The sequence below is a fragment of the Levilactobacillus namurensis genome, assembly GCF_032197885.1.
GTDB classification, from domain to species: domain Bacteria; phylum Bacillota; class Bacilli; order Lactobacillales; family Lactobacillaceae; genus Levilactobacillus; species Levilactobacillus namurensis_A.
This window is the reverse complement of the sequence record NZ_CP134159.1, coordinates 841,105-866,180: the sequence shown is the minus strand read 5'-3', so window position 1 is coordinate 866,180 and position 25,076 is coordinate 841,105. Positions and strand designations below refer to the sequence as shown.

General features: G+C 52.1%; 20 protein-coding genes. 4 read left to right on the top strand and 16 right to left on the bottom strand.

Going from position 1 to position 25,076, the window contains the following annotated elements:
- Positions 1-62 precede the first annotated feature (62 nt).
- Both RIN67_RS03995 and RIN67_RS03990 read right to left on the bottom strand, forming a co-directional pair.
- Entirely contained in the window at positions 63-1,034 is a 972-nt protein-coding gene (locus tag RIN67_RS03995) for an AEC family transporter (RefSeq protein WP_264999090.1), read from the bottom strand.
- A gap of 53 nt (positions 1,035-1,087) precedes the next feature.
- Positions 1,088-2,722, bottom strand: coding sequence for a malolactic enzyme (locus RIN67_RS03990; protein WP_264999089.1), 1,635 nt, complete (start codon positions 2,720-2,722; stop codon positions 1,088-1,090).
- Positions 2,723-2,860: 138 nt separating this feature from the next.
- Between RIN67_RS03990 and RIN67_RS03985 the strand changes: the two genes are divergently transcribed.
- From RIN67_RS03985 to RIN67_RS03975, 3 genes are all read left to right on the top strand, one after another.
- Positions 2,861-3,748: a LysR family transcriptional regulator gene (locus tag RIN67_RS03985; RefSeq protein ID WP_056943623.1), complete on the top strand. Its 888-nt coding sequence runs from the start codon at positions 2,861-2,863 to the stop codon at positions 3,746-3,748.
- Positions 3,749-3,872: 124 nt separating this feature from the next.
- Positions 3,873-4,331 carry a nuclear transport factor 2 family protein gene (locus RIN67_RS03980; protein ID WP_264999088.1) on the top strand — a complete coding sequence of 153 codons (459 nt, stop codon included), beginning with the start codon at positions 3,873-3,875 and terminating at the stop codon, positions 4,329-4,331.
- Positions 4,332-4,461: 130 nt separating this feature from the next.
- The gene (locus RIN67_RS03975) at positions 4,462-4,974 is read left to right on the top strand and encodes a DUF2798 domain-containing protein (protein ID WP_264999087.1); all 513 of its coding nucleotides are present in this window, start codon (positions 4,462-4,464) and stop codon (positions 4,972-4,974) included.
- Between the two features lie 213 nt (positions 4,975-5,187).
- On the opposite strand, the gene RIN67_RS03970 is transcribed toward RIN67_RS03975, so the two are convergent.
- The 10 genes from RIN67_RS03970 to RIN67_RS03925 all read right to left on the bottom strand — a co-directional run bounded on the left by RIN67_RS03970 (position 5,188) and on the right by RIN67_RS03925 (position 19,549).
- A complete protein-coding gene (locus tag RIN67_RS03970) occupies positions 5,188-6,720 on the bottom strand; it encodes an endonuclease MutS2 (RefSeq protein ID WP_264999086.1) in 1,533 nt (510 codons plus the stop codon).
- A gap of 171 nt (positions 6,721-6,891) precedes the next feature.
- Complete coding sequence (locus tag RIN67_RS03965) at positions 6,892-7,377, bottom strand: GNAT family N-acetyltransferase (RefSeq protein ID WP_313826010.1); 486 nt, start codon at positions 7,375-7,377, stop codon at positions 6,892-6,894.
- A gap of 135 nt (positions 7,378-7,512) precedes the next feature.
- On the bottom strand, positions 7,513-9,597 hold the full coding sequence (locus RIN67_RS03960) for a leucine-rich repeat domain-containing protein (RefSeq protein WP_264999084.1): 2,085 nt from the start codon (positions 9,595-9,597) through the stop codon (positions 7,513-7,515).
- Between the two features lie 212 nt (positions 9,598-9,809).
- Positions 9,810-10,766: an ABC transporter ATP-binding protein gene (locus RIN67_RS03955; protein ID WP_264999083.1), complete on the bottom strand. Its 957-nt coding sequence runs from the start codon at positions 10,764-10,766 to the stop codon at positions 9,810-9,812.
- Positions 10,766-11,869, bottom strand: a complete 1,104-nt coding sequence (locus RIN67_RS03950) for an ABC transporter ATP-binding protein (RefSeq protein WP_304054939.1) — start codon at positions 11,867-11,869, stop codon at positions 10,766-10,768. The genes RIN67_RS03955 and RIN67_RS03950 overlap by 1 nt, the downstream gene beginning before the upstream one ends.
- A 13-nt stretch (positions 11,870-11,882) precedes the next feature.
- The gene (locus RIN67_RS03945; protein ID WP_024746782.1) at positions 11,883-12,911 is read right to left on the bottom strand and encodes an ABC transporter permease; all 1,029 of its coding nucleotides are present in this window, start codon (positions 12,909-12,911) and stop codon (positions 11,883-11,885) included.
- A gap of 11 nt (positions 12,912-12,922) precedes the next feature.
- Positions 12,923-13,852 (bottom strand): oligopeptide ABC transporter permease, encoded by a 930-nt coding sequence (opp3b, locus tag RIN67_RS03940; RefSeq protein WP_024746781.1) that lies wholly within the window; start codon positions 13,850-13,852, stop codon positions 12,923-12,925.
- 157 nt (positions 13,853-14,009) lie between these two features.
- Positions 14,010-15,638: a peptide ABC transporter substrate-binding protein gene (locus tag RIN67_RS03935; protein ID WP_024746780.1), complete on the bottom strand. Its 1,629-nt coding sequence runs from the start codon at positions 15,636-15,638 to the stop codon at positions 14,010-14,012.
- Between the two features lie 317 nt (positions 15,639-15,955).
- Positions 15,956-17,593 carry a peptide ABC transporter substrate-binding protein gene (locus RIN67_RS03930; RefSeq protein WP_264999081.1) on the bottom strand — a complete coding sequence of 546 codons (1,638 nt, stop codon included), beginning with the start codon at positions 17,591-17,593 and terminating at the stop codon, positions 15,956-15,958.
- A gap of 324 nt (positions 17,594-17,917) precedes the next feature.
- On the bottom strand, positions 17,918-19,549 hold the full coding sequence (locus RIN67_RS03925) for a peptide ABC transporter substrate-binding protein (RefSeq protein ID WP_313826011.1): 1,632 nt from the start codon (positions 19,547-19,549) through the stop codon (positions 17,918-17,920).
- Positions 19,550-19,937: 388 nt separating this feature from the next.
- Here RIN67_RS03925 and hflX point away from each other — a divergent pair, with 388 nt between their 5' ends.
- Positions 19,938-21,224, top strand: a complete 1,287-nt coding sequence (hflX, locus tag RIN67_RS03920; RefSeq protein ID WP_024746777.1) for a GTPase HflX — start codon at positions 19,938-19,940, stop codon at positions 21,222-21,224.
- A 131-nt stretch (positions 21,225-21,355) separates the two neighbouring features.
- Here the strand turns inward: hflX and RIN67_RS03915 are convergent, their stop codons facing one another.
- The 4 genes from RIN67_RS03915 to RIN67_RS03900 are packed head-to-tail and all read right to left on the bottom strand — an operon-like array spanning position 21,356 to position 24,252.
- Positions 21,356-22,012 carry an amino acid ABC transporter permease gene (locus tag RIN67_RS03915; protein ID WP_024746776.1) on the bottom strand — a complete coding sequence of 219 codons (657 nt, stop codon included), beginning with the start codon at positions 22,010-22,012 and terminating at the stop codon, positions 21,356-21,358.
- Positions 22,013-22,025: 13 nt separating this feature from the next.
- Positions 22,026-22,664, bottom strand: coding sequence for an amino acid ABC transporter permease (locus RIN67_RS03910; RefSeq protein WP_024746775.1), 639 nt, complete (start codon positions 22,662-22,664; stop codon positions 22,026-22,028).
- Entirely contained in the window at positions 22,661-23,497 is an 837-nt protein-coding gene (locus RIN67_RS03905; RefSeq protein ID WP_264999079.1) for a transporter substrate-binding domain-containing protein, read from the bottom strand. The genes RIN67_RS03910 and RIN67_RS03905 overlap by 4 nt, the downstream gene beginning before the upstream one ends.
- Before the next feature lie 17 nt (positions 23,498-23,514).
- Entirely contained in the window at positions 23,515-24,252 is a 738-nt protein-coding gene (locus tag RIN67_RS03900) for an amino acid ABC transporter ATP-binding protein (protein ID WP_304054961.1), read from the bottom strand.
- Positions 24,253-25,076: the final 824 nt, after the last annotated feature.

The window sequence follows — 25,076 nt, the reverse complement described above, 5'->3', positions numbered from 1 at the left end:
AGCGGAGGATGGACCCGTTTTTCGTCTGTTGTCATCAACTTTTTCTATTCTGCGATTACGGTTTAAACAAACTGGATCAAACTCATCAAAATTGGTACGACCACAATAAACAGGACCGTACTGGTGGTGACCACGTTGGTAGCGTACTCGACGTCACCGTGAGCCTCGTTGGCCAGGATTGGCAGTACCGCCAGCATTGGCGTCGCGGACTGAACAATCAGCGTTTGCGATGCCAGCGTTGGCATATCGTTCCCGAAGTGGGCGCCTAACAGAATCAGACCAACCATGACCACCGGTGCTAAGATGAACCGGCCTAAGAGGGCCACGATGGTATCCCGGTCAAAGTGGATACTCTTCAGTCCGGCGTCGGCCAACACAATCCCAATATAGACCAGGGACAATGGCGTTACCAAGTTCCCCACGTAAGTCAGCGTGGAGTTCACGAAGCTAATCTTCAGAATCGGGATGTTCAGGAGCAAGAAGACCAAGGCCACCAAGAACCCGACTAGGGGCATCGGCAGGACCTTTTTCCAGTCAATGTGATGGTTCCCGGCCTGCTTAGGCTTGGTCGGGTCGTCGTTAGAGATCAGGAAGACCCCGAAGGCCCAAGTCGAGACCGTGTTCACGATATAGTAGACCAGGAAGTAGGTCATACTCTGGTCACCGAACAACGCAATGTTTAACGGTAACCCAATAAAGATGGTGTTGGCGTTGACCATCGCGTTGATGAAGATCCCCCGGCGGCCCGGACGAACCTTCATCACCCGAACCAAGAAGAAGGCAATCAGGTAACCGATAATCACGGAAATGAAGCCGTAGACTAGGTACCCCGAGAAGGAGACCAGCTGTCCCCGCGTTAAGCGACTCAGCACTGAGACGAAGATCGACGCGGGCAACGCGATATTCTTGATGAACTTCGAGATGGTTCCCCCGAACTGGTCGTCAAACCAGCCCTTCCGTCGTAAGACGTAGCCCAAGATCATAATCAGGACCACGACTAGGACGCTTTGTACCGAATTCCATAAAACAGTCACTAGTTATATTCCCCTTTACTTTAGAATCAGTACAGCGGACTGCACGGCCGGTGTTAGTCGACGGCCTTGTATTCTGGGACCCACTTCATGTCCGCAACGGCTTGCTTAACGTCCGTGATGGGTTCCTTGTTCAGCTTCTGATCAACGACACTTTGAGCGACCACTTCCGCAATCTTCTGTGAGAATTCCGTCAGTTGGTCAACTGGTGGCAAGACTGCCGCGCCAGGTTGGGTGGTGTCGACCAAGCCACCTAAAGCATGGCAAGCTGCCGACAACGTTTCCCCGTTCAAGACCTTGGCCGTCGAGGCGATCAACCCAAAGCCCAAGCCCGGGTACATCAGCGCATTGTTCCCTTGCCCAATGTGGTAAGTGGTGCCGTTGTAGTCCACGTCGCCCACTGGAATCCCGGTGGCGATCAAGGCCTTACCATCGGTCCACTTCAAGAGGTCCAACGCCTTGGCTTCAGCCAACTTGGTTGGGTTGGAGAGTGGGAAGATGATTGGCCGTTCCGTGTGGGCCGCCATGTCCTTGACGATAGCTTCCGTAAAGGTCCCAGGTTGCGTCGACGTCCCGATCAGGACCGTTGGGTGGACCGTCTTGACAACAGCGGCTAAATCAGTGAGCTCGGCCGCATTGGCGAAGTCATCCCGGTTCCGTGCGAATTCCGTCTGCGCAGCGGTCAAGTCTGGCGTGTCACTGAATAACAGGCCTTGCTTGTCGACCGCGTAGAGGTGTTGCCGGGCTTCATCGGCTGACAGCCCCGCCCGTTGAAGCTCATCAAAGATCTGGTGGGCAATCCCCATGCCGGCACTCCCAGAACCGAAGATCACGATCTTCTGGTCCTTAATGTCTTCGTGGGAAATGTTCAAAGCCCCCAAAATCCCGGCTAAGACCACCATCCCAGTGCCTTGGATGTCATCGTTAAACGTCGCAATCTTATCTTGGTACTTGTCTAAGATGACCTTCGCGTTGGAGCGGCCGAAGTCTTCCCAGTGCAACAGTGATTCTGGGAACAGCTTCTGTTCCGCTGCGACAAACTTGTCGATCACGGCGTGGTAGGCGTCACCGTAGACCCGCTTATGGTGGTTCCCCAAGTACATCGGGTCATCCAACAATTTCTGGTTGTTGGTCCCCGCATCGATGCTAACGGGCAGGACTTGCGCAGGGTCAATGCCGGCGGCGGCCGTGTAGACCATCAGCTTTCCTACGGCGATGTCGACCCCGTTGACGCCCCAGTCACCCATCCCTAAGATGCCTTCAGCGTCCGTGACCACGACTAAGCGGATATCCCGACCGTTGGCGGCGTTGCGCAACGTGTCTTCGATACTGTCCGGATCATCCACGGAGATAAAGGCAGCGCCTTGCGGGTCCGTGAAGAGGTGGCTGTATTCTTCGATGGAATCCGCAACCGTTGGGTCGTACACGATGGGCATAAATTCAACCACGTGTTGGTTCATCAGATGGAAGAATAACGTCCGGTTCTCGTTGAACAGGTTCATCAAAAAGATCCGCTTCTCCAAGTCACTCGACTTGCTCTGGAATTGTGCGTAGGCTTGTTGGCTCTGTTGGTCAATGGTTTGGACCGTGGCGGGTAATGTTCCCGTCAGCCCAAGCTGCTTCCGTTCCGCCTGAGTAAAGGCCGTTCCTTTGTTTAAAAATGGATTGTTTAAAATATTTTCTGCATTCATGATGACTAACCTCCAATTGGTTAACTTCAATTTACAAGGCCCACTATAGTGCTCGGTATAAACTATAGTCAAATCTGGTAGCCTATATAAAAATAATTTATAATAGGGCTAGTATCCTTGATAGGGAGGACTTTATAAATGAACATCAAAGACCTAGACTATTTTCACCAATTAACTTTGCAAAAAAACTTTTCCCAAGTGGCCGAATATTTCGGGGTCACGCAACCCACCATCACCCTGGCCATCCAACGATTGGAAGCTGAATTCGCCACTAAACTGGTCCAACGTGACCGGGTCCATAACCAGCTCCTGATCACCGACACCGGCCGGCAATTAGCGGTGCACGCTACCAGTATCCTGCGGGAGTTGCAGATCACCCACCAAGAAATCGACCGACTCACACAACAACGCACCATCCTGGGATTACCGCCCATCATTGAAAACTTCTACTTTCCTAAGGTCGCTGCCCGTCTGCAGGCCCTGGGTGAACTGGAAAACCTGCAAACCATCGCGGGCGGTTCCGTCCATCTGCGCCACGCCCTGCGCGACGGACAGTGCGACATCGCACTACTGGGCTCCATCGAACCCCTCTCCTACCAACAACTGGCGGTCAACGAATTCGACCACCGGCCCTTCAGCATTTTTGTCTCCCGCCAGCATCCCCTGGCCAACCGCAAGCGGCTGTACTTCAGTGAACTCCGCCACGAACGTTTTATCCTCTTTAATAGTAGCTTTGTCCACAACACGGCCTTCAACAAGCTGACCCGTCGGAACCACTTTCGCCCCGACGTGGTCTACCGGGCCAACGATACCCACATCATCATGAACCTGGTTGCCGAAAACGTGGGGATCACCTTCCTGACCACCATCGTGGACCAGCACCGGGACGACGTGGTTCGCCTGGAACTGATGGATGACGAACAACCCCAATTCATCACCAGCATCGCTTACCGGACCAACCACGTCCTGACTGCCGCACAACGGCAGGTCCTCACCGTCCTCCGGCAGACACTGGGGTCGGCTTAGGCTCATTTGCGCAACCACCCTAACGATTCTGGGGTCCCCTACTGACAGGAACGGTCATCGGTGGTTTAATGGACCTAGGACGCGAAACGCCCCGTTCTATCCTAAAAAGTGAGGAAGACTTGTCATGACTTATGGAGAAGCAGAAAGTAATTTAATTTTGACCCGCCTGATCAACCAGTGGTCCATCGCTAGTGACGCCCACGACACCGCCGCACAATTACGGTTGATGGCGCCCGATGGGACCTATCGGATCTACCAAGATGACGCCCTGATCTCAGAAACTAGCGGCCGGGAGAACCTCAACCGGCAGTTCACCCAAGTGGCCGCCGCCAGCGACCGGAGCTTTACGCAAAATGGGACCCGGCTGATCACCGTTAATCAAAATGACGGGACGGCTACGGGCATCCTCTACGCCCAGGTCAAGGTCGTCACGACCCCCGTCGAAGGTGGCCCGGCTACCCTGACGGACTACAGTGTGCGCTACGATGACCACTACGCCTTCTTGGGCGAAAACTGGGGCATCCTCGAACGGGACGAACACCGCATTATCGTGGACCAACACCCCCTGACCACGGGCCATTAATGGGCAATCATCCCCGATTTTCGGTCCGAAAACGTTATCATTTCTTTTTTGAGAAATAATCCTTACACCCCTTCAGTTTTTATGGTAATGTAAGACTTCGTGGGAATTAAACCAAGGAGTTACACATTAAATGCCTAAAAATTTTAAAGAAGAATTACTATTCACCGCTGTCATGGCTGGCCTGATGGTCTTAGTCATGGCCGGTTACAACATCGCCTTAACGGATGGCTTCTCGCACCACTTTATCCGGGAGGTCCTGGTGGGTTATCCACTGGCCTTGATCGTCGCGGCAATCTGCGACTTAGGAATCATCGGTCCTGGCGTGAAGTTCATTTTCTTCCGCTACATCATTAACGATTATATGAAACAAAAGCAGATTCGGATTGCCCTGGCCATCTCTTGCATGATGGTGGCCGGCATGGTGACCCTGATGTCCCTCTTCGGGATGATTGTCACCCAAAACTTCGGGGGCAACGTGTTCCTGACGTACCTCCACACTTGGATCTTCAACCTCTTCATGGCACTGCCATTACAGTTGTTGATCGTGGGGCCCATTGCCCGGGCCATCCTGGGGGCCGTTCAAAAGCGGACTGCGCTGAAGACCGCAACCCAAGAACAACCCATCGAAACTTTCGAAGACTAGCTTCACTAACTAAACGTCGCCGCTACCAACTCGTGTAGGGCGGCGTTTTTCTTTTTTCGGGCCCTTGCCCGTCCCTTCCTGCAAGCGAACAGTCGGTGGTTCACCCACAACCCCGCCATCTCAGCTTGCGGTCATCTTGGATCAGCTCGAGCTGACCCCTTAAAAATTGCCCTTAACTGTCACACGACAGCTAAGGGCAATTTTTAGGTCATACTATTTTTTTGCTTGCAGCTTCAAGTGTTGCTTGGCCAGCGCCAGGATCTCCGGTTTCAACCCGATGCGCTCCGCCAGCCACATGGCCTCACTGGCCCCGACCTGGTTCAATAACAGCCGGTACTCGGGCTCTAAGGTCTGCCGGTCAAACGCCATGGCTCCCGTCACAAACTTGGGCTGGGCCACCGCGTAGTCCTTGATTCCGGTGTAGTGGGTGGTGACCACCAACTTAGCCCCTTGGTCGACCAAGTACTGGATAATGGCAATCCCTAAGGCCGTCCCCTCTTCCGGGTCGGTCCCACTACCAATTTCATCCAGGAGAATCAGGGCATTCGGCCGCAGATGGTCGGTGATGCCCACCAGCGTGGTCATCTCACCCGAGAAGGTACTCAACTGGGCCGCCATGTTCTGCTGGTCCCCAATATCGATGGCGACCTGGTCAAAGACGGCCAGGTTGGTCCCTTCGTCAGCGGGAATCTCCAGGCCCAGCTTGACCATCATGGAAAACAACGCGATGGTCTTCAGGACCACGGTCTTCCCCCCGGAGTTGGCCCCGGTGATCATCAGACTCTGCTGGGCGTCCAACGTCACGTTCAACGGAACCGCCGTTTCTCCCAATAGTGGGTGCCGGCCGTTCACGATGTGCAGGGCCTGTTGTCCGTTGAGCTTAGGCAAGATAGCTTGGTGTTCCAAGCCATACTGCCCCCGGGCGAAGATTTGGTCTAACTCACTTAAGAGTTCGATTTGCTTCTGCAAGTCCGTCCAGTGTTCCTCAACGTCCCCGGTCATGGTCGCCAGAATCTGGTACACCTCGCCTTCTTCCGAAGCCAGCGTGGCCGCTAACTCCAGCCCGGTCTTAGAGACCGTGCTGGGTTCGAAGAAGACCGTGGACCCGGTCGCGGATTGGCCCATCACGGTTCCCTTGAACTTATGCTTGTAAGTGGCCTTGAGTTGGACACAGTAATGCTGGTCCCGGCGAATCAGCTGTTTGCCCTGTAACTCATGGGAATGCTTACCGATGAATTGGTTCAACTGCTGCTGAATCTGCCGCGTTTGTTTAGCCTTATCCTTACGCAACTGCGCCAACTCGGGCGTTGCGTCGTCCCGAATGCCGTTCAAGTCTAGCACGTCATCCAAGCGGTCCCGCAATCCATTCAGCGGGGGCTGCTGCGCTAACAGGTCCATCAAAAAGGGAATCTCGGTGGTGTGCTGGTGTAGAACAATACTCAACCGCCGCCAGTTCACCAGCGTGTTTTGAACGGCCTTCAGCTGTTCCACGGTCAGTAACCGGCCCTGATCCAGCTTGGTCCGAATCACGGCGATCTGGTCCAAGTTGAAGAACGTGAGCAACACGTCTTCACTCAGTAACCGGTGCGCCTCATGGGTGAGGCCCAATTCACGGCGGACATCCTTCAAGTCCGTTTGGACCGGTGTCTGACGCAACTGGTCCGCCGCATAATCACTGTGGGTGTAAGCGGCGACCTGGTCTAAAATCACGTCTAATTGTAAAGTTTCTCGAATCGTTTTATCCAAAATGTGCTCCTCTATGGGGCTGAACAACGGAGAACGGGTTCGTCCATTGCCTGCCCCTAATCCTGTTGGGTCATCGTTAGACCACTAACCGCACTCATTCACGTCACTCCTTCAATGCCGAATAGTCTCAGAATACCATGTTCCCCTTAACCGTTCAAACCCCCGAGCTGCCTATTCCGTCTCCAACCGAAGATACAGCAACGGGTAAGGTGCCCCCTGCTCGTCGGTCATGGTCCGGCGATACGTCTGAAACCCCATGTGGTGATAGAACCCGACCGCCTGCGGATTTTGTTGGTTCACCGTGACTTCGGTGACGTAGTAGCGGCGAATCGCCATCGTGAGCAACGTTTTCCCCACACCAGTTCCCCGTGAATCGGGGGCCACAAATAACATTTCCACCCGTTGCTCACTAAGTCCCATAAATCCTAGTAATCGTTGATCGGCGTTCCGAGCCACCAGGAGCTGGGGAACCTGCCGCAACGCTGGCGGGACCAGCTGCTTAATCGTCTGAACCTCACTGGGTGACAGAAACTTGTGGGTCGCGCGAACACTGGCTTCCCACACAGCGGTCAGCTCTGCGATGCGTGCGTCGGTTCGTTGCTGTCCGGGAAGGGACACCACGCTTGGTCGTTGAGATGCTGGTTCTTGATTTGCCATGCGACTGCCTCACTCTCTACTCATTTACGACTTAGTATACCTGTCTAAAAGGGCACTGACCAGCTAGTCAGTGCCCTTAGCAACTCATCTTATTCTATTCTTAGTGCGGCAGTGACGCCGTGGGCGACCACCCAATCACTTAGTTGCCAACGGCGTCACAAACTGCTTATTACCGGTGACGTATTGGCCATTGGTCAGTTGATAACGGGTCATGTAGCCCCGCCGAACAATCATCCGCTTAATTCGCACCACTTGGCCCCGTTTGAGGACCTTGATACGACTCTTGCGCGTCAACTTGGCCTGCGAATGTTGGTAAACCGTCCGGTCAACCCGCAATCTGGTGTAGGCCTTCCCCTGCCAGTACAAATTAGCGGTAAAGGCCTTGCGGGCCGTCACAAAGCTCCCGTCGCTTAGTCGGTAACGCAAGCGCCCCTGGCTTGAGTGCTGGGTGCCTACAACCTTGAACGTGGGCGCAGTCTGCCGCGAATACTGCCGATAATGCTGTTGAATCTGGTTTCGCTTAAAGGTTGCCCGCAGATACCGATTCAGGGCCCGCTTGAGATAAATCATGAACGGTTGTTTAAAGGGACGTCCCACTGGCCGCTCATCGCCGGGAATCAATGCCCCGTCAACGGGAGTCCCCTCATCTGCAGGTGTCACGGCGGGGAGAACCACGCTCGGAGTACTGTTGACCGGACTCACCGGCTGCGGTGCGACCAGGTCATAGGGAATCATGAGCTTTCCAGAAAAGCTCCCGCGATAGCCGGCCCAATCCCAGTCCATCCGCTGATCAAGCCAGGTCACACCAATGTAGCGCTGACCGGACCGCACGATGCCCGTCCAGGTCAACCGGGTCCCCGAAAGTGGCGTTGAGTTTAACGAAGTCTTATCCGCCCCTGTTCCCAACACCGTCTTCACGCTGAGCGGCTGCCCATCGCTCGCAATTACCGGTGACGTGAACTGGTAAGCGTCCTGATCCGTTTTGACCTTAATCGGATCCAAGTAGACCAGCTGCTCACTGGCATCTATCGCGGCACCTTCCCCCGTGGTTTGCAGGTGCGCCAAGGGAGACAGGTCTAAAATCTGATTGTCATCCAGCATCAACTGGTTCATGGGTTTGGTCAACTTAGCCAGCGCGGAAATGTCCTTGATCTGGTTGACCTGCAACGCCAAGGACGTTAAATTAGTGAGGTGTCCCAAGGGTGTAATGTCTCCCACCTGATTATAATCCAGGTCCAAATAAGACAATTGTTTCAACCCCGCCAACGGTGTCAGGTCCTTGATCTGGTTATGGTCGGCGGTCAGGCTCCGGAGATTGGTCAACTTGGCGAGGGGCGTTAAGTCCGAGATGCTGTCCTCTTCGATGTTTAAGTAAGCTAACTTGGTCAGATTCTGAATCGGTGTCAAATCGCTTAATTTAGCATGTTGCCACAGGCCCTGGTCCCCATCTGGATCATCGTTGGTTCGTGCATCCTTGGTCGATAACGCCAAGTCCGTTAGATTGGTGGCCTTCTCCAAGCCGGTTAAGTTGGTCAAATTTAACATGGCATAATAGAGTGGTCCCCGAATCACGTCCCCGGTGATAGGCTTGTACTGGGTCACATCCAGGGTAGTTAGAGTGGTCATATCCTGGGGCGTTATCTGGGTCGCGTCGGTATAGGTGGTTTGCCCATCGTGGGCCTGTTGCGACTGGAGGGCCTTCAGTACAATCTGTTGCAGGTTCTTATCCGGCATCCACTGGTCAATGGTGTTTACTGGCGTAGTGGCCGTGGTGGGCGCCGTATTAGCGGCCGTCCCAGTGACTGGTGGTTGGACTTGATTGGCCCGATTCTCGCTGTTAGCAGGCTTATCCGTAACCGTGGTTGCCGCTAATGGTTCCACGCTACCAGTCGGTTGGGGCTCATGTGGTTGGGTCGGTTGGCCCTGGACAGTTGGCTCCCCGTCCGTTGTCACCGGGGTCCCCACTAACGGAGTCTGCACGGTCGTCGGATCCGTGGTCACCGGGACCTCCGACTGTTGCGGGGTCCGTGCCGGTTGGGTGGATGTCACTGCGGTTACCGTCCGGGTAGGCGTTACCGGACTGATGCCCGTAGCCTGCTGGTCAGCCCGGGCGGCAATTCCGGTCCAGCTTCCCCAGATCACCCCGCCCGTCACTAGTCCCGTCACCACTAACGCCTTGTGCCATTGCGTATTCGTTAGATGCTTCGTCATGGTTGTCATCAATAGGCCTCCTCTACCAATTTCTCCCCATGCCAATTGCAACGGGGAGTCAACATTTCCAGTACGAACCATATACACCGTTTATGACGCCTCCACTATAGTGCGTCCCCACAGAATAAGCAAGGGAAACTATTTCATTCTTAATAATCGAATGGCGACCACGCAAAAAACACCGGCCAACCCGGCCGGTGTTTTACGGTAACTATTTTAATTTAGTGTAACAATGAGGCTTCATGTGCCCGCTTCTGGTACATCGGAATTTCATCTTCCGCTGCCCGAACGAAGTGGTGCGGCGCAATTTCAACCAAGTGCCGTTCCTTACCATCATTTTCATGACTGGCATCGTACGCAATCTCTTGCCGTGCCCGTTCGAACTCTGGGTCCGGAACTGGAACCGCCGACAACAGACTCTTGGTGTAGTCGTGTAACGGGTGCGCATAGATTTCGTCCGCATCCGCGATCTCAAGCATCCGCCCGTAGTGCATGACCCCAATCCGGTCTGAAATGTACTTGACCATGGATAAGTCGTGGGCGATGAACAGGTAGGTTAAGCCCTGTTCCCGTTGCAACTTCTTCATCAGGTTGACCACTTGGGCTTGAATCGACACGTCCAACGCGGAAATCGGTTCATCGGCGATCACGAACTTAGGGTTCACGGCCAACGCCCGGGCAATCCCGATCCGTTGCCGTTGCCCACCAGAGAATTCGTGGGGGTACCGACTGGAGTGGTCCTTGTTCAGACCCACGGTTTCAAGCAGGTCCTCTACCCGGTTGGTCCGGTCAGCATCGTCCTTCGCCAGATGGTTGATATCGATTCCTTCAGCCACGATATCCTTGACCTTCATCCGCGGATTCAATGACGCGTATGGGTCTTGAAAGATCATCTGCATATCCTGACGGAATTGCCGCCGGTCGTCAGCTGACTTGAAGTTATCCACGTTCTTTCCTTCGAACAGGATTTCGCCTGACGTAGGTTCGTACAAGTGGATGATGGCCCGTCCGGTCGTGGTCTTCCCAGAACCGGATTCACCAACCAGTCCGAAGGTCTCTCCTTTGTAGATGTCGAAGGAGATGTCATCGACCGCCCGAACTTCATCGGGTTTACCAACGTTGAAATATTGCTTTAAATGTTTCACTTCGAGGATTTTTTCGGCATTTTCATAGTCCATTATTGCTGTTCCTCCTCTTCTTCAACGGGAGTGGCGTGGTCGGCTTGGTGCTTCCGCAACGCAGCCTGCATCTCCGCATACTTCTTCTGACGCGCGACAATCTGTTCTGGTGGCGTCACCTTAGGCGCATCCGGATGCAATAACCAGGTTGCGGCGTAATGCGTGTCGGAAACCTTAAAGAACGGTGGTTCCTTTTCCGTATCAATCTTCAACGCGTATTGGTTCCGGGCCGCAAAGGCATCCCCCACTGGTGGATCCAGTAAGTCCGGCGGCGTCCCAGGAATCGATGGTAACTCATCACCCTTGGTATCCAACGTCGGCATGGAGCTCAACAAGCCCCAGGTGTACGGATGCTTGGGGTTGTAGAAGATTTCGTCAACCGTTCCGTATTCCACGATCTTCCCGGCATACATCACGGCTACCCGATCGGCCATCCCGGCCACGACCCCGAGGTCATGGGTGATGAAGATGATCGACGTCGAAATCTTGTCTTGCAATTCCTTCATTAAATTCAGGATTTGTGCCTGAATCGTCACGTCCAACGCCGTGGTTGGTTCGTCGGCAATCAGGATCTCAGGGTAGTTGACCAACGCAATCGCAATCACGATCCGTTGCCGCATCCCCCCGGAGAATTGGTGCGGGTAATCGTTGATCCGGTTCTCCGCATCCGTGATGCCCACTAACTTCATCATTTCCAGAGCTTGAGCTAAGGCCTTTTCCTTCTTCATGCCCTTGTGGACCATTAAAGGTTCCGCAATCTGGCGCCCAATCTTCATGGTCGGGTCCAGCGAAGTCATCGGGTCTTGGAAGATTTCGGCAATGTCTTGTCCCCGAATCCCTTCCATTTCCTTTTCCGACTTCTTCAAGAGGTCTTCGCCCTTGTACATGATACTCCCGTTGGTAATCCGGGCATTGGTGGCGTTCAGTCCCATAATGGTCCGTGTCGTCACGGACTTACCGGAACCGGACTCCCCAACAATGGCGAGCGTCTCGCCCTTCCGTAGGTCAAAACTAACGTTCCGGATGGCCTTAACGTCCCCCGCGTAGGTCTTAAAATCAACCTGCAAGTTCCGTACTTCCAAAATATCTTTTTCGTTATCCATAACGCGTCTTCACCTACTCTTTCGTCCGTGGATCAAAGGCATCCCGCAAGCCATCCCCTAAGAGGTTAAAGGCTAACATGACGATGGACAGCACTAACGCTGGCCACCACATCTGGTACGGTAAGAACTGGAAGTTCTTTTGCCCGTCGTTCAACAACGTCCCTAGTGATGCCTGTGGTGATGAGATCCCAATCCCGATATAGGACAGCATCGCTTCGAAGAAGATGGCATTAGGAATAGTGAACATGGTATTGATGATAATCACACTTGAAAGGTTCGGTAACAAGTGTTTAAACGCAATCTTGAGCGGTCGCTCGCCCAGCGTTCTGGCAGCTAAGATGTATTCTTGACTCTTCAGCTCCATGGTCTGGGCTCGAACCAGCCGGGCCATGTTGGTCCAACTGGTCAGCGCAATCGCGATAATAATCGAGGTCATCCCGGGTTTCAGAATCAAAATCAAGAGGACAATCACAACCAGGTTAGGAATGGACAGAATGATTTCGATCACCCGTTGCATGAAGGTATCAATCCGTCCCCCTTTCCAACCGGAGAACATCCCGTAGGTCACCCCAATGGTTAAATCAAAGAAGGTGGCCACTAACGCGATGATCAGGGAAATCCGTGTCCCGTAAAGGACCCGGGAGAACAGGTCCCGGCCTAAATAGTCGGTTCCCATAATATAGTAGGTTCCAGAACTGGCACCGGCTTGTTGGTAAGCGTCGATGCGTTGACCCGCTTGGACCAACGTCCCGTTGAACCCGTTGATGCCAATGCCCGGAATCTTAGAGGGTAAGTTGGCATAGGACGGGTTCACGGCGTTGGGGTTGTGGGGTGACACGAAGATGGACCCAAAAGCCATGATGAACACAATTGCTAAAATGATGAGGGATACCCAGGCACCCCGGTTTTTCTTTAACCGCCGCCATGCGTCTTGCGTAAACGTAAGGGATGGCGCCGCAATCTTTTCACTATCTAGCGCCGCACGATCCGCGGGCGTCATCGGCTTAAAGCTATCTTCTGGGAGTTTTACTGTATCTGCCATTGAATTACCTCCTAGTTAGCCTTTCCTGTAATCCGAATCCGTGGGTCAACGATTCCGTAAAGAATATCGGTAATCAGAAGAACCACACACAACATGAAGGAGTAGACGATGGTCAGCCCCATGATGGTTGGGTAATCGTTGGTCAAGACGGACTTAACGAATTGTTCCCCAATCCCGGGAATCGAGAAGATGTTTTCCACAACCATCGACCCGGTCATGATGTTCACGGCCAACGGCCCCACGATGGTAATCAACGGAATCAGACTGTTCCGCAATGCGTGGTGGTAGATGACGCTGGTCCGGCTCAACCCTTTAGCTTTCGCCAATTCGATGTAATCCGAACTCAAGACATCGACCATTTCGGTTCGGACGAACCGCGCCGATTCGGCTAACGGGGTAAACGCCAGCGCCAGGGTCGGCAAGACCGTGTAGATGAAGCCGCCCCATTCGGCAATTGGGAACCAGCCGGCCTTCAACCCTAAGTAGTACTGCAACAGAACGGCCAACACGAAGGAAGGAATCGAAATCCCTAAGATGGAAACAATCGTGGCCGTGGTGTCTGCCCAGGTGTTTTGCTTCATGGCCCCGAAGGCTCCGACAACAATCCCTAAGATGACACCCACAATAATCGCCTGCAACCCAATCTGCAGTGATGGTTCGATCCGACTAGAAATTAAGTAGGATACGGGTTGATCACTGAATTGGAAAGAGGTCCCGAAGTCCCCCTTGACGGCACCCGCTAGGTACAGCACGTATTGCTGCCAAACCGGTTTGTCCAAGCCGTATTGCTGGTAGATCAACGCAATCTGGCTCTTTGACAACTTGGCTTGGTTGGTCAACGGCGTCCCTGGCAAAAGCTTCATCAGGAAGAACGTCACGGTAATCACGATGAATAAGGTCAGGATCAAGTAAAAGATCCGTTTTGCTAGGTACTTTGCCATTTGCTTACCTCTCAATCTCTTTACCGTTAAGTTTCAAAACTTAACCAACATTAGACAAAAACAATAAGATGATAAATGATTTCTATACCACCGGAGAGCAAGTCCCAACGGTTACGCTGGTCCTTACTCCCCGGTTAAAACTATAAGTCAGATACGGTTACTTGGCAATATAAGTCTTGCTGAAATCCCAGTTCGCGCCAGTTGGGAAGTAAATCAATCCCTTGACGTTGGACTTGACCAGTTGTGCCTTACCTTGTTGGTAGAATGGAATGACCCCTTGATCCTTCAGCAGGGTCTTTTGAGCGTCAACCAAATCGTTCCACCGCGCAGCATCGTTGTTGGCATCCTTGCCATTGGCATTCGCGATGTCTTGGTTGTAAGCTGCGGACTTCCACTTCCCGTTGTTGTACGAGTTGTCAGAAGTGAACAATTGCAAGAACGAGATTGGGTCAGGGAAGTCTGCGCCCCAGGCCGTCGCCACAACATCAAACTGACCATTCTGTGACCGGCTTAACCGGGTCTTAAATGGCAAGTTCTGGTTGGTGACCTTCAACCCTGGTAACTTCGCCCACTGACTCTGAATGAATTCAGCGGCACTCTTACCAGCTGGCGTATCATCGGCCATGAACGTCAGGGAGTAGTTCTTACGACCCGTTTCCTTCAAGGCTTGCTTCCACAACTTCTTAGCTTGTGCTAAATCTTGCGTCGAAGCAGATGGGACGTTGGCTACAGAAGCGAAGTCCTTCCCCTTGTAAGAAGCCAAGTCGGAAGCCACGACCCCTTTAGCTGGCGTCGACCCATCTTGCAGGATCTTGTTGATGAATTGGTTCCGGTTGATGGCCATCGATAACGCTTGACGCGCCTTCTTGTTCCGCAACAGATTGTCCTTCTTCTGGTTGATTTCCAGATAGAACGTCCCGGCACTCTTCCGTTCAACGTAATCCTTATTGTTCTTGTAGTTCTTTGGTTGTTGCCCACTCAAATAAGTGGCATCCAATTTACCGCTCTGGTACTGACTTAGAGCCGTTTGTGGTTCCTTAATCGTCTTGAAGTTGATCTTTTTCAGTTTAACATTCTTTGCGTTCCAGTAGGTAGGATTCTTACTCAGGGTCCAGTTATCCGAGGTCCCCGTCCAGTAAGTCAACTTGAATGGTCCGTTATAAACGTTAGCCTGAGCGGTCGTCGCGTACTTTTTACCGTACTTGTCGGCAACCGACTTATTCTGAGGGAAGAAGGTTGGGCTAGCCACTAAGGATGGGAAGTAACTCGTGGCCTTATCCAGCGTCACGACTAACTTATGGCTACCTTGGGCCTTGATTCCCAGGTTCGACACGGCTTCCTTGCCCTTCATAATCGCGTTAGCATTCTTTACGGGTGCTAACAGGTAAGCGTATTGTGAAGCGGTCTTAGGATTGACCGTCCGTTGCCAAGAATACACGAAATCTTTTGCCGTTACAGGATCTCCGTTACTCCACTTGGACTTCCGCAGGTTAAAGGTATAGGTCTTACCATCCTTGGACTTGCTGTAACTCTTGGCAACCCCCATGGAGACCTTGTTATCCTTGCCTGCACGCAAGAGTCCTTCACCCGTGTTGTTCATGGTTTCCCCGGAAACGACATCGGTCGCTTTAGAAATGTCCATGGATGGTAACGATGAGTTCTCCATCCAATTGAGCTCTTGGTCCTTCGCCGAACTGGTGTTACTGGACGACGAACCACAGGCTGCAAGGAGCACAGCGGCAAAGGACGCCACTGTTCCTAATTTGACTGCCGATTTGATTTTCATTGTAAAATCCAACCCCTCTTATCTTGGTTGCGTGTCATAAATTGACAACCTCAAATTTGATGATTCCAATTGTATATTAGAAAATCATTAAAAACAAGGGTTGTGTTTAATTTATTTGAGCTAACCAGTTAGAAAGGCCGGTATAACAACGTTTGAAAATAAAAATTAAAATCTGATGTCACATTTTTCCTGTATTTAATTACATTTTTCTGTATACCGTATACAGAATAGTGACCGATTACATCCCCCATTCCTTGGGCTTTATTCAATAAAATCTCGCCGTTCGGCAAGCGAGCGGCGAGATTTTAGCTTTCACCTTATTTTGCAATGTAAGTCTTACTGAAGTCCCAGTTAGCGCCGGTTGGGAAGTAGATGATTCCCTTGACGTTGGACTTGACCAGTTGTGGCTTAGCTTGTTGATAAAGTGGCACGATCCCTTGATCGTTCATCAACGTCTTTTCAGCGTTAACCAAGTCATTCCAACGTGCTGCTTGGTTGTTGGCATCTTGGTTGTTGGCCTTATCGATATCGTTGTCGTAAGCCGTTGACTTCCACTTCCCGTTGTTGTACGAGTTGTCAGAAGTGAACAGGGACAAGAAGGAGATTGGGTCGGCGAAGTCGGCACCCCACCCAGAAACCACGGCGTCAAACTGACCATTTTGTGAACGGCTCAACCGCGTCTTGAACGGTAAGTTCTGGTTCGTGACCTTCAGGCCAGGTAACTTCGACCATTGACTCTGAACGAATTCAGTCGCATTCTTACCAGCAGCCGTATCATCAGCCATCAGCGTCAGGTCGTAACTGCTTTCGCCAGATTCCTTCAGGGCTTCCTTCCAGAGCTTCTTGGCTTTGGTCAGGTTGTAAGCCGTCCCGTCAGCCGTCTTAGCTGCAGATGCGAAATCTTCACCCTTGTACGAAGCTAAACCAGTTGAAACGTAACCGCTGGCGACCTTCGAACCATCTTGAAGCACCTTGTTAACGAATTGGTTCCGGTTGATGGCCAAGGATAAGGCCTTCCGGGCTTTAGCGTTCTTCATTAACTTGCTCTTTTGTTCGTTCAGTTCGATGTAGAAGGTCGAAGCCCCTTGCCGAACCACGTAGTTCTTACTGTTCTTGTAGTTCTTCGGTTGTTGACCACTCAGGTAAGTGGCATCCAACTTACCAGCTTGGTACTGACTCAGCGCCGTTTGTGGATCCTTAACCGTCTTGAAATTGATCTTCTTTAACTTGACGTTCTTCGCGTTCCAGTATTGACTGTTCTTGCTCAACGTCCAGTTATCGGAAGTCCCCGTCCAGGCCGTTAACTTGAATGGTCCGTTGTAGACGTTAGACTGTGCGTTCGTGGCGTACTTCTTACCGTACTTCTCAACGGCTGACTTGTTCTGCGGGTAGAACGTTGGGTTAGCCACCAACGCTGGGAAGTAGTTCGTGGCTTTCGTTAACGTGACCACGACCTTGTAATTGCCTTCCGCCTTGATTCCTAAGCTGGAGACCGGCTTCTTACTCTTCATGATGGCGTTCGCGTTCTTGACTTGAGCGAACAGGTAAGCGTATTGCGAAGCCGTCTTAGGGTTCACCGTGCGTTGCCAGGAATAAACGAAATCTTTAGCGGTTACGGGATCCCCGTTGCTCCACTTCGACTTCCGTAAGTTAAAGGTGTAGGTCTTCCCATCCTTTGACTTACTATAGCTCTTGGCGACCCCAGGATGGGTCTTGCTGTTCTTACCCATTCGGAGAAGCCCTTCGTTGGTGTTGTTCAACGTTTCACCGGAAACCACGTCGGTTGCCTTGGAAATATCCATTGAGGGTAAAGCTGAAGCTTCCATCCAATTTAACGTCTGACTCTTTGCAGTTTGGCTACTGCTGCTACTGCTCGTGGACGACCCACAAGCGGCTAATAGAACGGCGGCAAATGTCGCGACCGTTCCTAATTTCACTGCTGAATTAATCTTCATTCTCATCCAACCCCTCTAAACTTAAATTTGGGTACAAACAACCAAGTGACAACATCAAATTTGATGGTTTCAATCATATATTAGAATAAGATTAAAATCAATAGTATTTTTTAATTTCATACCATTTTTCACCCAATTTATCCCCTTATAAGCCCTTTATTATTAAAAAGTAATAAGTAAAAGGAACCATTAACCATTGATGTGCGTTAATGGTTCCTTCTATGTTACCGGGTAACATGACGCCTACCTGGGCGTCACCCGATCTAGCTGACGTTACCCCGTCATCCCCCTAGTGTGCCCACACTAAGATGCGGGGCGTTCAGCTTACTTGTTGGCGATGTAGACCTTACTAAAGTCCCAATTCGAGCTGACTGGGAAGTAGACGAGGTTCTTGACCGTCGACTTCACCAGTTGCGGCTTACCTGGCTGGTAGATTGGAATGACCCCTTGATCACGCATCAGGATCTTCTGCGCGTTGACTAAGTTCTGCCAACGTTGGGCCGGTCGGTTCGCATTAGTGGTCGTCGCATCCTGGATGTTTCGATCGTAAGCCGCCGACTTCCAGCCGCCATCGTTGTACGAGGCATCTGACGTAAACAGGGACAAGTCCGTGATTGGGTCAGGGAAGTCCGCCCCCCAGAGAGTTACCACGGACTGGAAGTCGTGACTGGCCGACCGAGCCAATCGCGTCTTGTACGGTAGGTTCTGGTTGGTGACCTTCAACCCCGGTAACTTCGACCACTGACTCTGCACGTATTCGGTGGTACTCTTCCCAACCGGCGTGTCGTCCGCCAAAAGGGTCAGAGAATAACTCTTCCGACCGGTCTCCTTCAACGCTTGGTTCCACAGTTGCTTAGCCTTCTTCAGGTTGTAAGCTACCGCGGACGGGACCGCAGCTTCCTTGGCGAAGTCTTGGCCGTCACGAACCGCTAAGCCGGTGGTTACAAAGCCCGTTGGGACCTTAGAGCCGTCGTCTAGAACCTTGTTGACGAACTGATCCCGGTTAATGGCCAGTGACAAGGCTTGCCGTGCCTTCTTGTTCTTCATCATGGAATCACGCCGTTCGTTCAGTTCGATGTAGGCAATCGACGAACCGTCCCGTGAATGGTAGTTCTTACTATTCTTGTAGTTCTTCGGTTGTTGCCCACTCAGATAAGTCGCGTCCAGCTTACCCGTCTGGTACTGGCTCAACGCCGTTTGCGGGTCCTTGACCGTATTGAACTTCACGTGCTTTAGGGTCACGTGCTTGGCATCCCAGTACTTGTCGTTCTTGGTCAGCGTCCAGTTATCCGACGTCCCGGTCCAGTAGGTCAGCTTAAATGGCCCGTTGTAGACGTTATTCTTGGCGTTGGTTCCGTACTTCTTCCCTAGCTTCTTGACCACGGATTCATTCTGCGGGAAGAAACTGGTCTGTGCGACTAAGGTTGGGAAGTAGCTGACGGGGTGTTCCAGGTTCACAACGACCTTGTAGTTCCCCACAGCCTTGATACCTAAGGCTGAGACTGGCTTCTTTCCCTTCATGACGGCATTGGCATTCTTAACGTCACCGTAGAGGTAAGCGTACTGCGACCCCGTCTTAGGGTTCACAGTCCGTTGCCAGCCGAAGACGAAATCCTTCGCGGTCACGGGATCGCCGTTACTCCATTGCGACTTCCGCAAGTTAAAGGTATAGGTCTTCCCATCCTTCGACTTGGTGTAGGACTTGGCCACCCCAGGATAGGTCTTGCTGTTCTTCCCGAACTTAAGCAAACCCTGGCTAGTGTTGTTCATGGTTTCCCCCGAAACCACGTCAGTTGCCTTCGATGGATCCATAGTTGGCAACGCTGAAGCTTCCATCCAGTTCAAGGTTTGGTCCTTGGCCCGGCTGGTACTGCTGGAGGAGGTCCCACAAGCAGCCAATAAAATGGCTGAGAACGTGGCGACCGTCCCCAGCTTAAGTGCTGAAGATACTCTCATCAAATCCGACCCCTCATATGTAAATCCGCTCAACGAATGAGCGCTGAAAACAGCATATATTAAAATTAAGTTAGAATCAATACTTTTATTTAATTTTATTATCATTTATCAGCCGATATCGTTCCCGTTTTCTCACTATTTTCCATCGAAGCTTCCTGGTTTCATCAGCATGTAATCCCGCTAAATTCGTTAATCCGTCATGAATTTTATGATAGCGTTGGCCAACTTCCTGATAATTTTTTGTCATTTCATTTTAATTTTCAGGATTCTAAGATTGCCCCGCATTTTTCACCCGTTCTCCCCATCCGGGCCGCCTAAGCTCCCTTAACCGTCCCGTCCCTAAAAATGGTATACTGACTTCAAGGAACCTAATAAGGAGGATGACTTTATGGATGAAACGCCAGCAACACCAGTCGTCACCATTGGTTTAAACGCCGGTCAAGCGACGTTTGATTATTCCATGGCTGAGTTAACGGCCTTAGTCGAGGCCAACCACATGACAGTGGTCGAACAAGTGCAACAAGCACTGACCAAACCCAACCCCGGCACCTACTTCGGAACCGGGAAAGTGGAAGAACTCGCGGCCATCGTCGCCGACGACCAAGTCGACACCGTGGTGGTCAACGATGAGCTGACCCCGAGTCAGATTCGGAACCTGGAGAACGGCACCAAGGCACGGATCATCGACCGGACCGGCCTGATCCTGGAGATCTTCGCCAACCGGGCCCAATCCCGTGAAGCCAAGTTACAAGTCCAGTTGGCCATGTTACAGTACCAGTTGCCCCGCCTGCACACCAGCGCGTCGCAACGGCTGGACCAACAAGGCGGTGGCGGTGGCCTCGCCAACCGGGGGGCCGGTGAATCCCAGACCGAAATGAGTCGGCGGACCATCGAACGGTCGATCACGCACGTGAACCACGAGCTGAAGGAAATCAACCAGGCCGCCGAAACCCAACGCCAACAACGAGAACGTAACGAACTGCCTTCCGTCGCTTTGGTCGGCTACACCAACGCGGGGAAATCGACTCTGATGAACGCGCTGGTCAAGCGCTTCGGCAAGAACGAGGAGAAGCAAGTCTTCGTGAAGAACATGTTGTTCGCGACCCTGGATACCAGTGTGCGGCAACTGATCTTCCCTGACCAAAAGAAGCTCCTGTTAAGCGATACGGTCGGCTTCGTCAGCCAACTGCCGACTAACCTAGTCAAGGCGTTCCGGTCGACCCTGTCGGAGGCCGCTAACGCCGACCTTCTGGTCCAAGTCGTCGACTACGCCGATGTTAACCGGGATGCCATGATGGCCACCACGGAACAGACGCTCCAAGATATTGGGGTGACCGACGTGCCAATGATCACGGTCTTTAATAAGGCGGACCTGACTTCGACCGACTACCCTAGTCGCGCAGGTGATCAATTGATCATCTCCGCTAAGGACGACGCCTCCATCGACCTACTCGTCCGGGCCATGAAGGAAAAGGTCTTCCACAACTACGTCACGGCCAACTTCTTGATTCCGTTCGACGCCGGCGACATCGTGGCCTACATGAACGACCACTGCAACGTCCTGTCAACGGATTACCAAGCTGATGGCACTGCGATGCGCGTCGAGTTGACCAGCGCTGATTTCAACAAATACAAGTCATACGTGGTCACGGATGCCGATTCCGTCGAGGATTAGGCACTGATCACCAAAAGCCCCCAGTTCAGCGACTGGGGGCTTTTTATGGTCATTTAGTTGGCCAAATTAAAAGGCGTTTTCGTCCCCCTTCTCCGGAAGAATCGAAAACGCCTTAAATTTATCTCAGCATGTCAGGCCTGACGCTTTTCCAAGTACCGCGCCAACACGGACAGTGCGTAACAAACCACGAAGTACAGCACCGCGATTGCCAAGAACATGGGAATAATGTAATTCGTGTTCTGACCATAGATAATCTGTGACCGGTACAGCATTTCCGGTAACAGAATGATGGTCGCCAGGGACGTATCCTTGACCAGTGAGATGAACTGGCTCACAATGGCCGGAATCATCTTCACGATGGCCTGGGGCAACACGATATAGCGGAGTGCCTGCCAGTAGGTCAGCCCGTTGGCCCGGGCACCTTCCATCTGGCCAGGGTCGACCGCTTGAATCCCGGACCGTACGATTTCGGCCAACATGGCGGATTCGAAGATGGTCATCGCGAGAATCGCCGCCGGAATCACTTCCGGCTTGACGCCCAGGTTCGGTAAGCCAAAGTAGATGAAGAACAAAATCAGAATCAACGGTAGGTTCCGGATAATGTCGATCACCAGACCGACCAAGGCGGACAGGTACTTAATCTTAACGTACCGGATGACCCCCAGAATCGCACCGATAATGAAACTCCCAATAATGGAGGCCACGGAAACCAGAATGGTGATTCCCAGGCCGCCAAACAGGTAGCGTAAGTTATCCGGGGAGTAGGCAGCAATAAAGTTATTTAGCATCGTAATCCCTCCCCTAAGCTAACCGTTTTTCTAGGTAGCGCATGTAGTAACTAATCGGCATGGTAATGATCAGGTAGAGCACCCCGACGGCGGAGTAAGCCGCCATGGTCTCTAGCGAACTGGACGCGATGGCGTTCCCCTGATACATCAGGTCAAAGCCCCCCACGAAGGCTAACGTTGAGGAGTTCTTGACTAAGTTGACGAATTGGTTACCCAGTGGTGGAATCACGTACCGGAAAGCTTGCGGCAAGACAATGTAACGCATGCTCTGCCAGTAGGTCAGCCCGTTCGACCGGGCCCCTTCCATCTGACCGGGGTCCACGGACTGAATCCCCGCCCGCACCGTTTCCGCAATGAAGGCTGACGTGTACAGCGTCAACCCAATCGTCCCGGCGGTGAACCCGTTGACCTTGATCACATACAACGGAATGACCACGTAGAAGAACATGGTGATCACCAGCAGGGGGATGTTCCGGAAGACTTCGATGTAGACCCGGGCCACGCCGCGCGCGACCTTATTCGGGGACTCTTCCAGTAACGCGAAGAAGGTCCCGATAATCAGACTGAACACCAGCGCGATCAGACTACATAACAGCGTCTGACCTAACCCGTAGAGGAGCGTACCTCCGTAGTGTGCAAAGATATGAATCATTCTCTAGCCGCCTCCTCGTAATCAAAGCCCTTAACGTTATGGAACCACTTGTGCAGGATTTTCTGATACTGCCCGTTGTCCCGTAACTCCTTCAGCGACTGGTTGACGGCTTGCCGGAACGGCGTTTGCGCCTTATCGACCGCAATCCCGTAAGGTTCGGACACGAACGTCCCGCCAGTGACCACGTAATCGGGGTTCTGGACGGACATCCCGTAAAGAATCCCGTTATCGGTGGTCAACGCTTGACCTTGCCCCGACTTCAATGCCGTCATGGCTTGGGCGTAGTCGGTCAGTTGCAGGACTTTCGCGTTAGGCGCCACCTTCGCGACGTTCTCCACGGAATCCGAACCTACGACCCCTAGAACCGTGCCTTTCTGGCGGTTCAAGTCTTTGACGTTTTTAATGCTGCTCCCCTTCTTGACCAGTAGGGATTGACCAGCGTAGAAATAAGTATTGCTAAAAGCCACTTGCTTTCGCCGTTCTGGCGTATTGGTCATGGTGGCAATAATGGCATCAATGTTCCCGTTCTTTAACATCGGCATCCGCGTCGAACTGGTCACTTGGATGAACTTCGCCTTGGCATCTTTGCCCAGCATCTGCTTGGTGATGGCCTTAGCTAAATCAATTTCGAACCCCTTGATCTGGCCATCTTTGGTATCCAGCAACCCAAACAGCCGTGTATCCGCCTTGACCCCCCAGGTAATCGTCTTGGCCTGTTGGTCCGTCTTCAAGACGTTACGCTGAGACAGCGGCCTCGAGCCACAGGCACTGACGACCACCGTCAGGGTCAGTAGCGCGAGCATCAGGCCCAGGCTGCGCATAATTTTTTTCATATCGCAAACCTCCCTGATTAGTGCAAAATCTTACTAAGGAATTGACGTGCCCGTTCGTTGCTAGGCTCGCCGTTGAAGAACTTGTCCTTTGAATCGTCTTCCAAGATTCGTCCATCGGCCATAAAGATGACCCGGTTGGCCACTTCCCGAGCGAAGCCCATTTCGTGGGTCACAATCAAGGACGTCATGCTGGAATCTTCCGCAATCGTTTTCATGATATTCAAAACATCATCAACCATTTCGGGGTCCAAGGCACTGGTCGGTTCATCGAATAGCAGGCATTTCGGCTTCATCGCCAGCGACCGCGCAATCGCGATTCGTTGCTTCTGCCCCCCAGATAGCTGAGCCGGCATCTTCGCTGCTTGGTCGGCCAGCCCAACTCGGTCCAGCATCTCCATCGCAACCTTTTTGTTTTCCTGTTCATCCCGGTGTAACACGATTCGGGGCGCCAACATGATGTTTTCAAGAATCGTCTTGTTGGCATACAGGTTAAAGTGTTGGAAAACCATCCCCACGTTCTTCCGAATCCGGTTGATATCCGTCTTGGGGTTGGCCAAGTCCTGGCCGTTCACGATCAGTTGCCCTTCTCGAATCTGTTCCAGCCCGTTCACGGAACGAATCAGAGTGGACTTCCCAGAACCAGATGGCCCAATCAAGACGACCGTTTCACCGGCTTCGATGGTTAAGTTGATATTATGCAACGCGTGGAAGTCACCGTAGTACTTCTCGACGTTGTGGAATTCAATCATTGACATATTTTTCCCTCCATTAAAATAGTTAATGAGTGACCGTTCACCGGTCCGCGGGGCCCATCACTAAAGTTAATCAGGCGCCTACCGCTCCGATACCTGGAAACTTGCAGGGTCTACTTCAAAGTTTAAACCAAAAGAAATTACGGGTCAAAGTATCCTGCTCAGCATCCCGGCCTCCCTTGAACTATTTATGGGGCAAAACGGTGATTTTCCTGGATTTCTGGCCTCAAAAAAAATTTGACTGTCATGTGAGGTTTTCTGCCAAAACGTTACTTTTTTTAGAACCAATGGCCATTCTCATTCTATCTTGGAAAGCTTTCCCCATCACTTGATGTTTACGGTTGCACTGATCATCGCCTTACCGGGTGGTCAGACAGGGCTGGAACGCCGTGGGCACAACTTGACGCCCCAAGTCCATAGTCTCCAAGCTGGCCTTTTCCTAGGCGAGCAAAAAACGCTCACCAAGGAAAATGTCACGGCTGAGCCCTGTCTGACCACCCTCACGGCTTACAATCGTGTAACCATAACGGAACATGATTTGCCATCAAGCCGCGGTATTCAAGCTTATTATTCTGACTATTATCAATTAAAAACGGGCCCCATCCTGAACAGGATAAGGTCCTAGTGGGCACTTGTGTGAATCAGACCGTCAATCGCTTGTAGCATCAAGTATATGATGACGCAGACCATTGGCTCGAGGCCCAATAAGGTTGTCTGATTATTTAGCTTTAGCAGTCCCGCAGGTTGTTCAAACGTCAGGAAACGCTGTCTTGGATACGCTCAGTTTAACCGTGAGGTTGGGCCTGAAGAGGCTCAGTAGTGTCGTT

Coding starts and splice junctions, on each gene's coding strand:
- RIN67_RS03945 (WP_024746782.1), bottom strand. CDS start 12,911: ATGGCAGATACAGTAAAACTCCCAGAAGATAGCTTTAAGCCGATGACG.
- RIN67_RS03955 (WP_264999083.1), bottom strand. CDS start 10,766: ATGGACTATGAAAATGCCGAAAAAATCCTCGAAGTGAAACATTTAAAG.
- hflX (WP_024746777.1), top strand. CDS start 19,938: ATGGATGAAACGCCAGCAACACCAGTCGTCACCATTGGTTTAAACGCC.
- RIN67_RS03900 (WP_304054961.1), bottom strand. CDS start 24,252: ATGTCAATGATTGAATTCCACAACGTCGAGAAGTACTACGGTGACTTC.
- RIN67_RS03910 (WP_024746775.1), bottom strand. CDS start 22,664: ATGATTCATATCTTTGCACACTACGGAGGTACGCTCCTCTACGGGTTA.
- RIN67_RS03935 (WP_024746780.1), bottom strand. CDS start 15,638: ATGAAAATCAAATCGGCAGTCAAATTAGGAACAGTGGCGTCCTTTGCC.
- RIN67_RS03930 (WP_264999081.1), bottom strand. CDS start 17,593: ATGAAGATTAATTCAGCAGTGAAATTAGGAACGGTCGCGACATTTGCC.
- RIN67_RS03915 (WP_024746776.1), bottom strand. CDS start 22,012: ATGCTAAATAACTTTATTGCTGCCTACTCCCCGGATAACTTACGCTAC.
- RIN67_RS03985 (WP_056943623.1), top strand. CDS start 2,861: ATGAACATCAAAGACCTAGACTATTTTCACCAATTAACTTTGCAAAAA.
- RIN67_RS03975 (WP_264999087.1), top strand. CDS start 4,462: ATGCCTAAAAATTTTAAAGAAGAATTACTATTCACCGCTGTCATGGCT.
- RIN67_RS03980 (WP_264999088.1), top strand. CDS start 3,873: ATGACTTATGGAGAAGCAGAAAGTAATTTAATTTTGACCCGCCTGATC.
- RIN67_RS03905 (WP_264999079.1), bottom strand. CDS start 23,497: ATGAAAAAAATTATGCGCAGCCTGGGCCTGATGCTCGCGCTACTGACC.
- RIN67_RS03990 (WP_264999089.1), bottom strand. CDS start 2,722: ATGAATGCAGAAAATATTTTAAACAATCCATTTTTAAACAAAGGAACG.
- opp3b (WP_024746781.1), bottom strand. CDS start 13,852: ATGGCAAAGTACCTAGCAAAACGGATCTTTTACTTGATCCTGACCTTA.
- RIN67_RS03965 (WP_313826010.1), bottom strand. CDS start 7,377: ATGGCAAATCAAGAACCAGCATCTCAACGACCAAGCGTGGTGTCCCTT.
- RIN67_RS03960 (WP_264999084.1), bottom strand. CDS start 9,597: ATGACAACCATGACGAAGCATCTAACGAATACGCAATGGCACAAGGCG.
- RIN67_RS03950 (WP_304054939.1), bottom strand. CDS start 11,869: ATGGATAACGAAAAAGATATTTTGGAAGTACGGAACTTGCAGGTTGAT.
- RIN67_RS03925 (WP_313826011.1), bottom strand. CDS start 19,549: ATGAGAGTATCTTCAGCACTTAAGCTGGGGACGGTCGCCACGTTCTCA.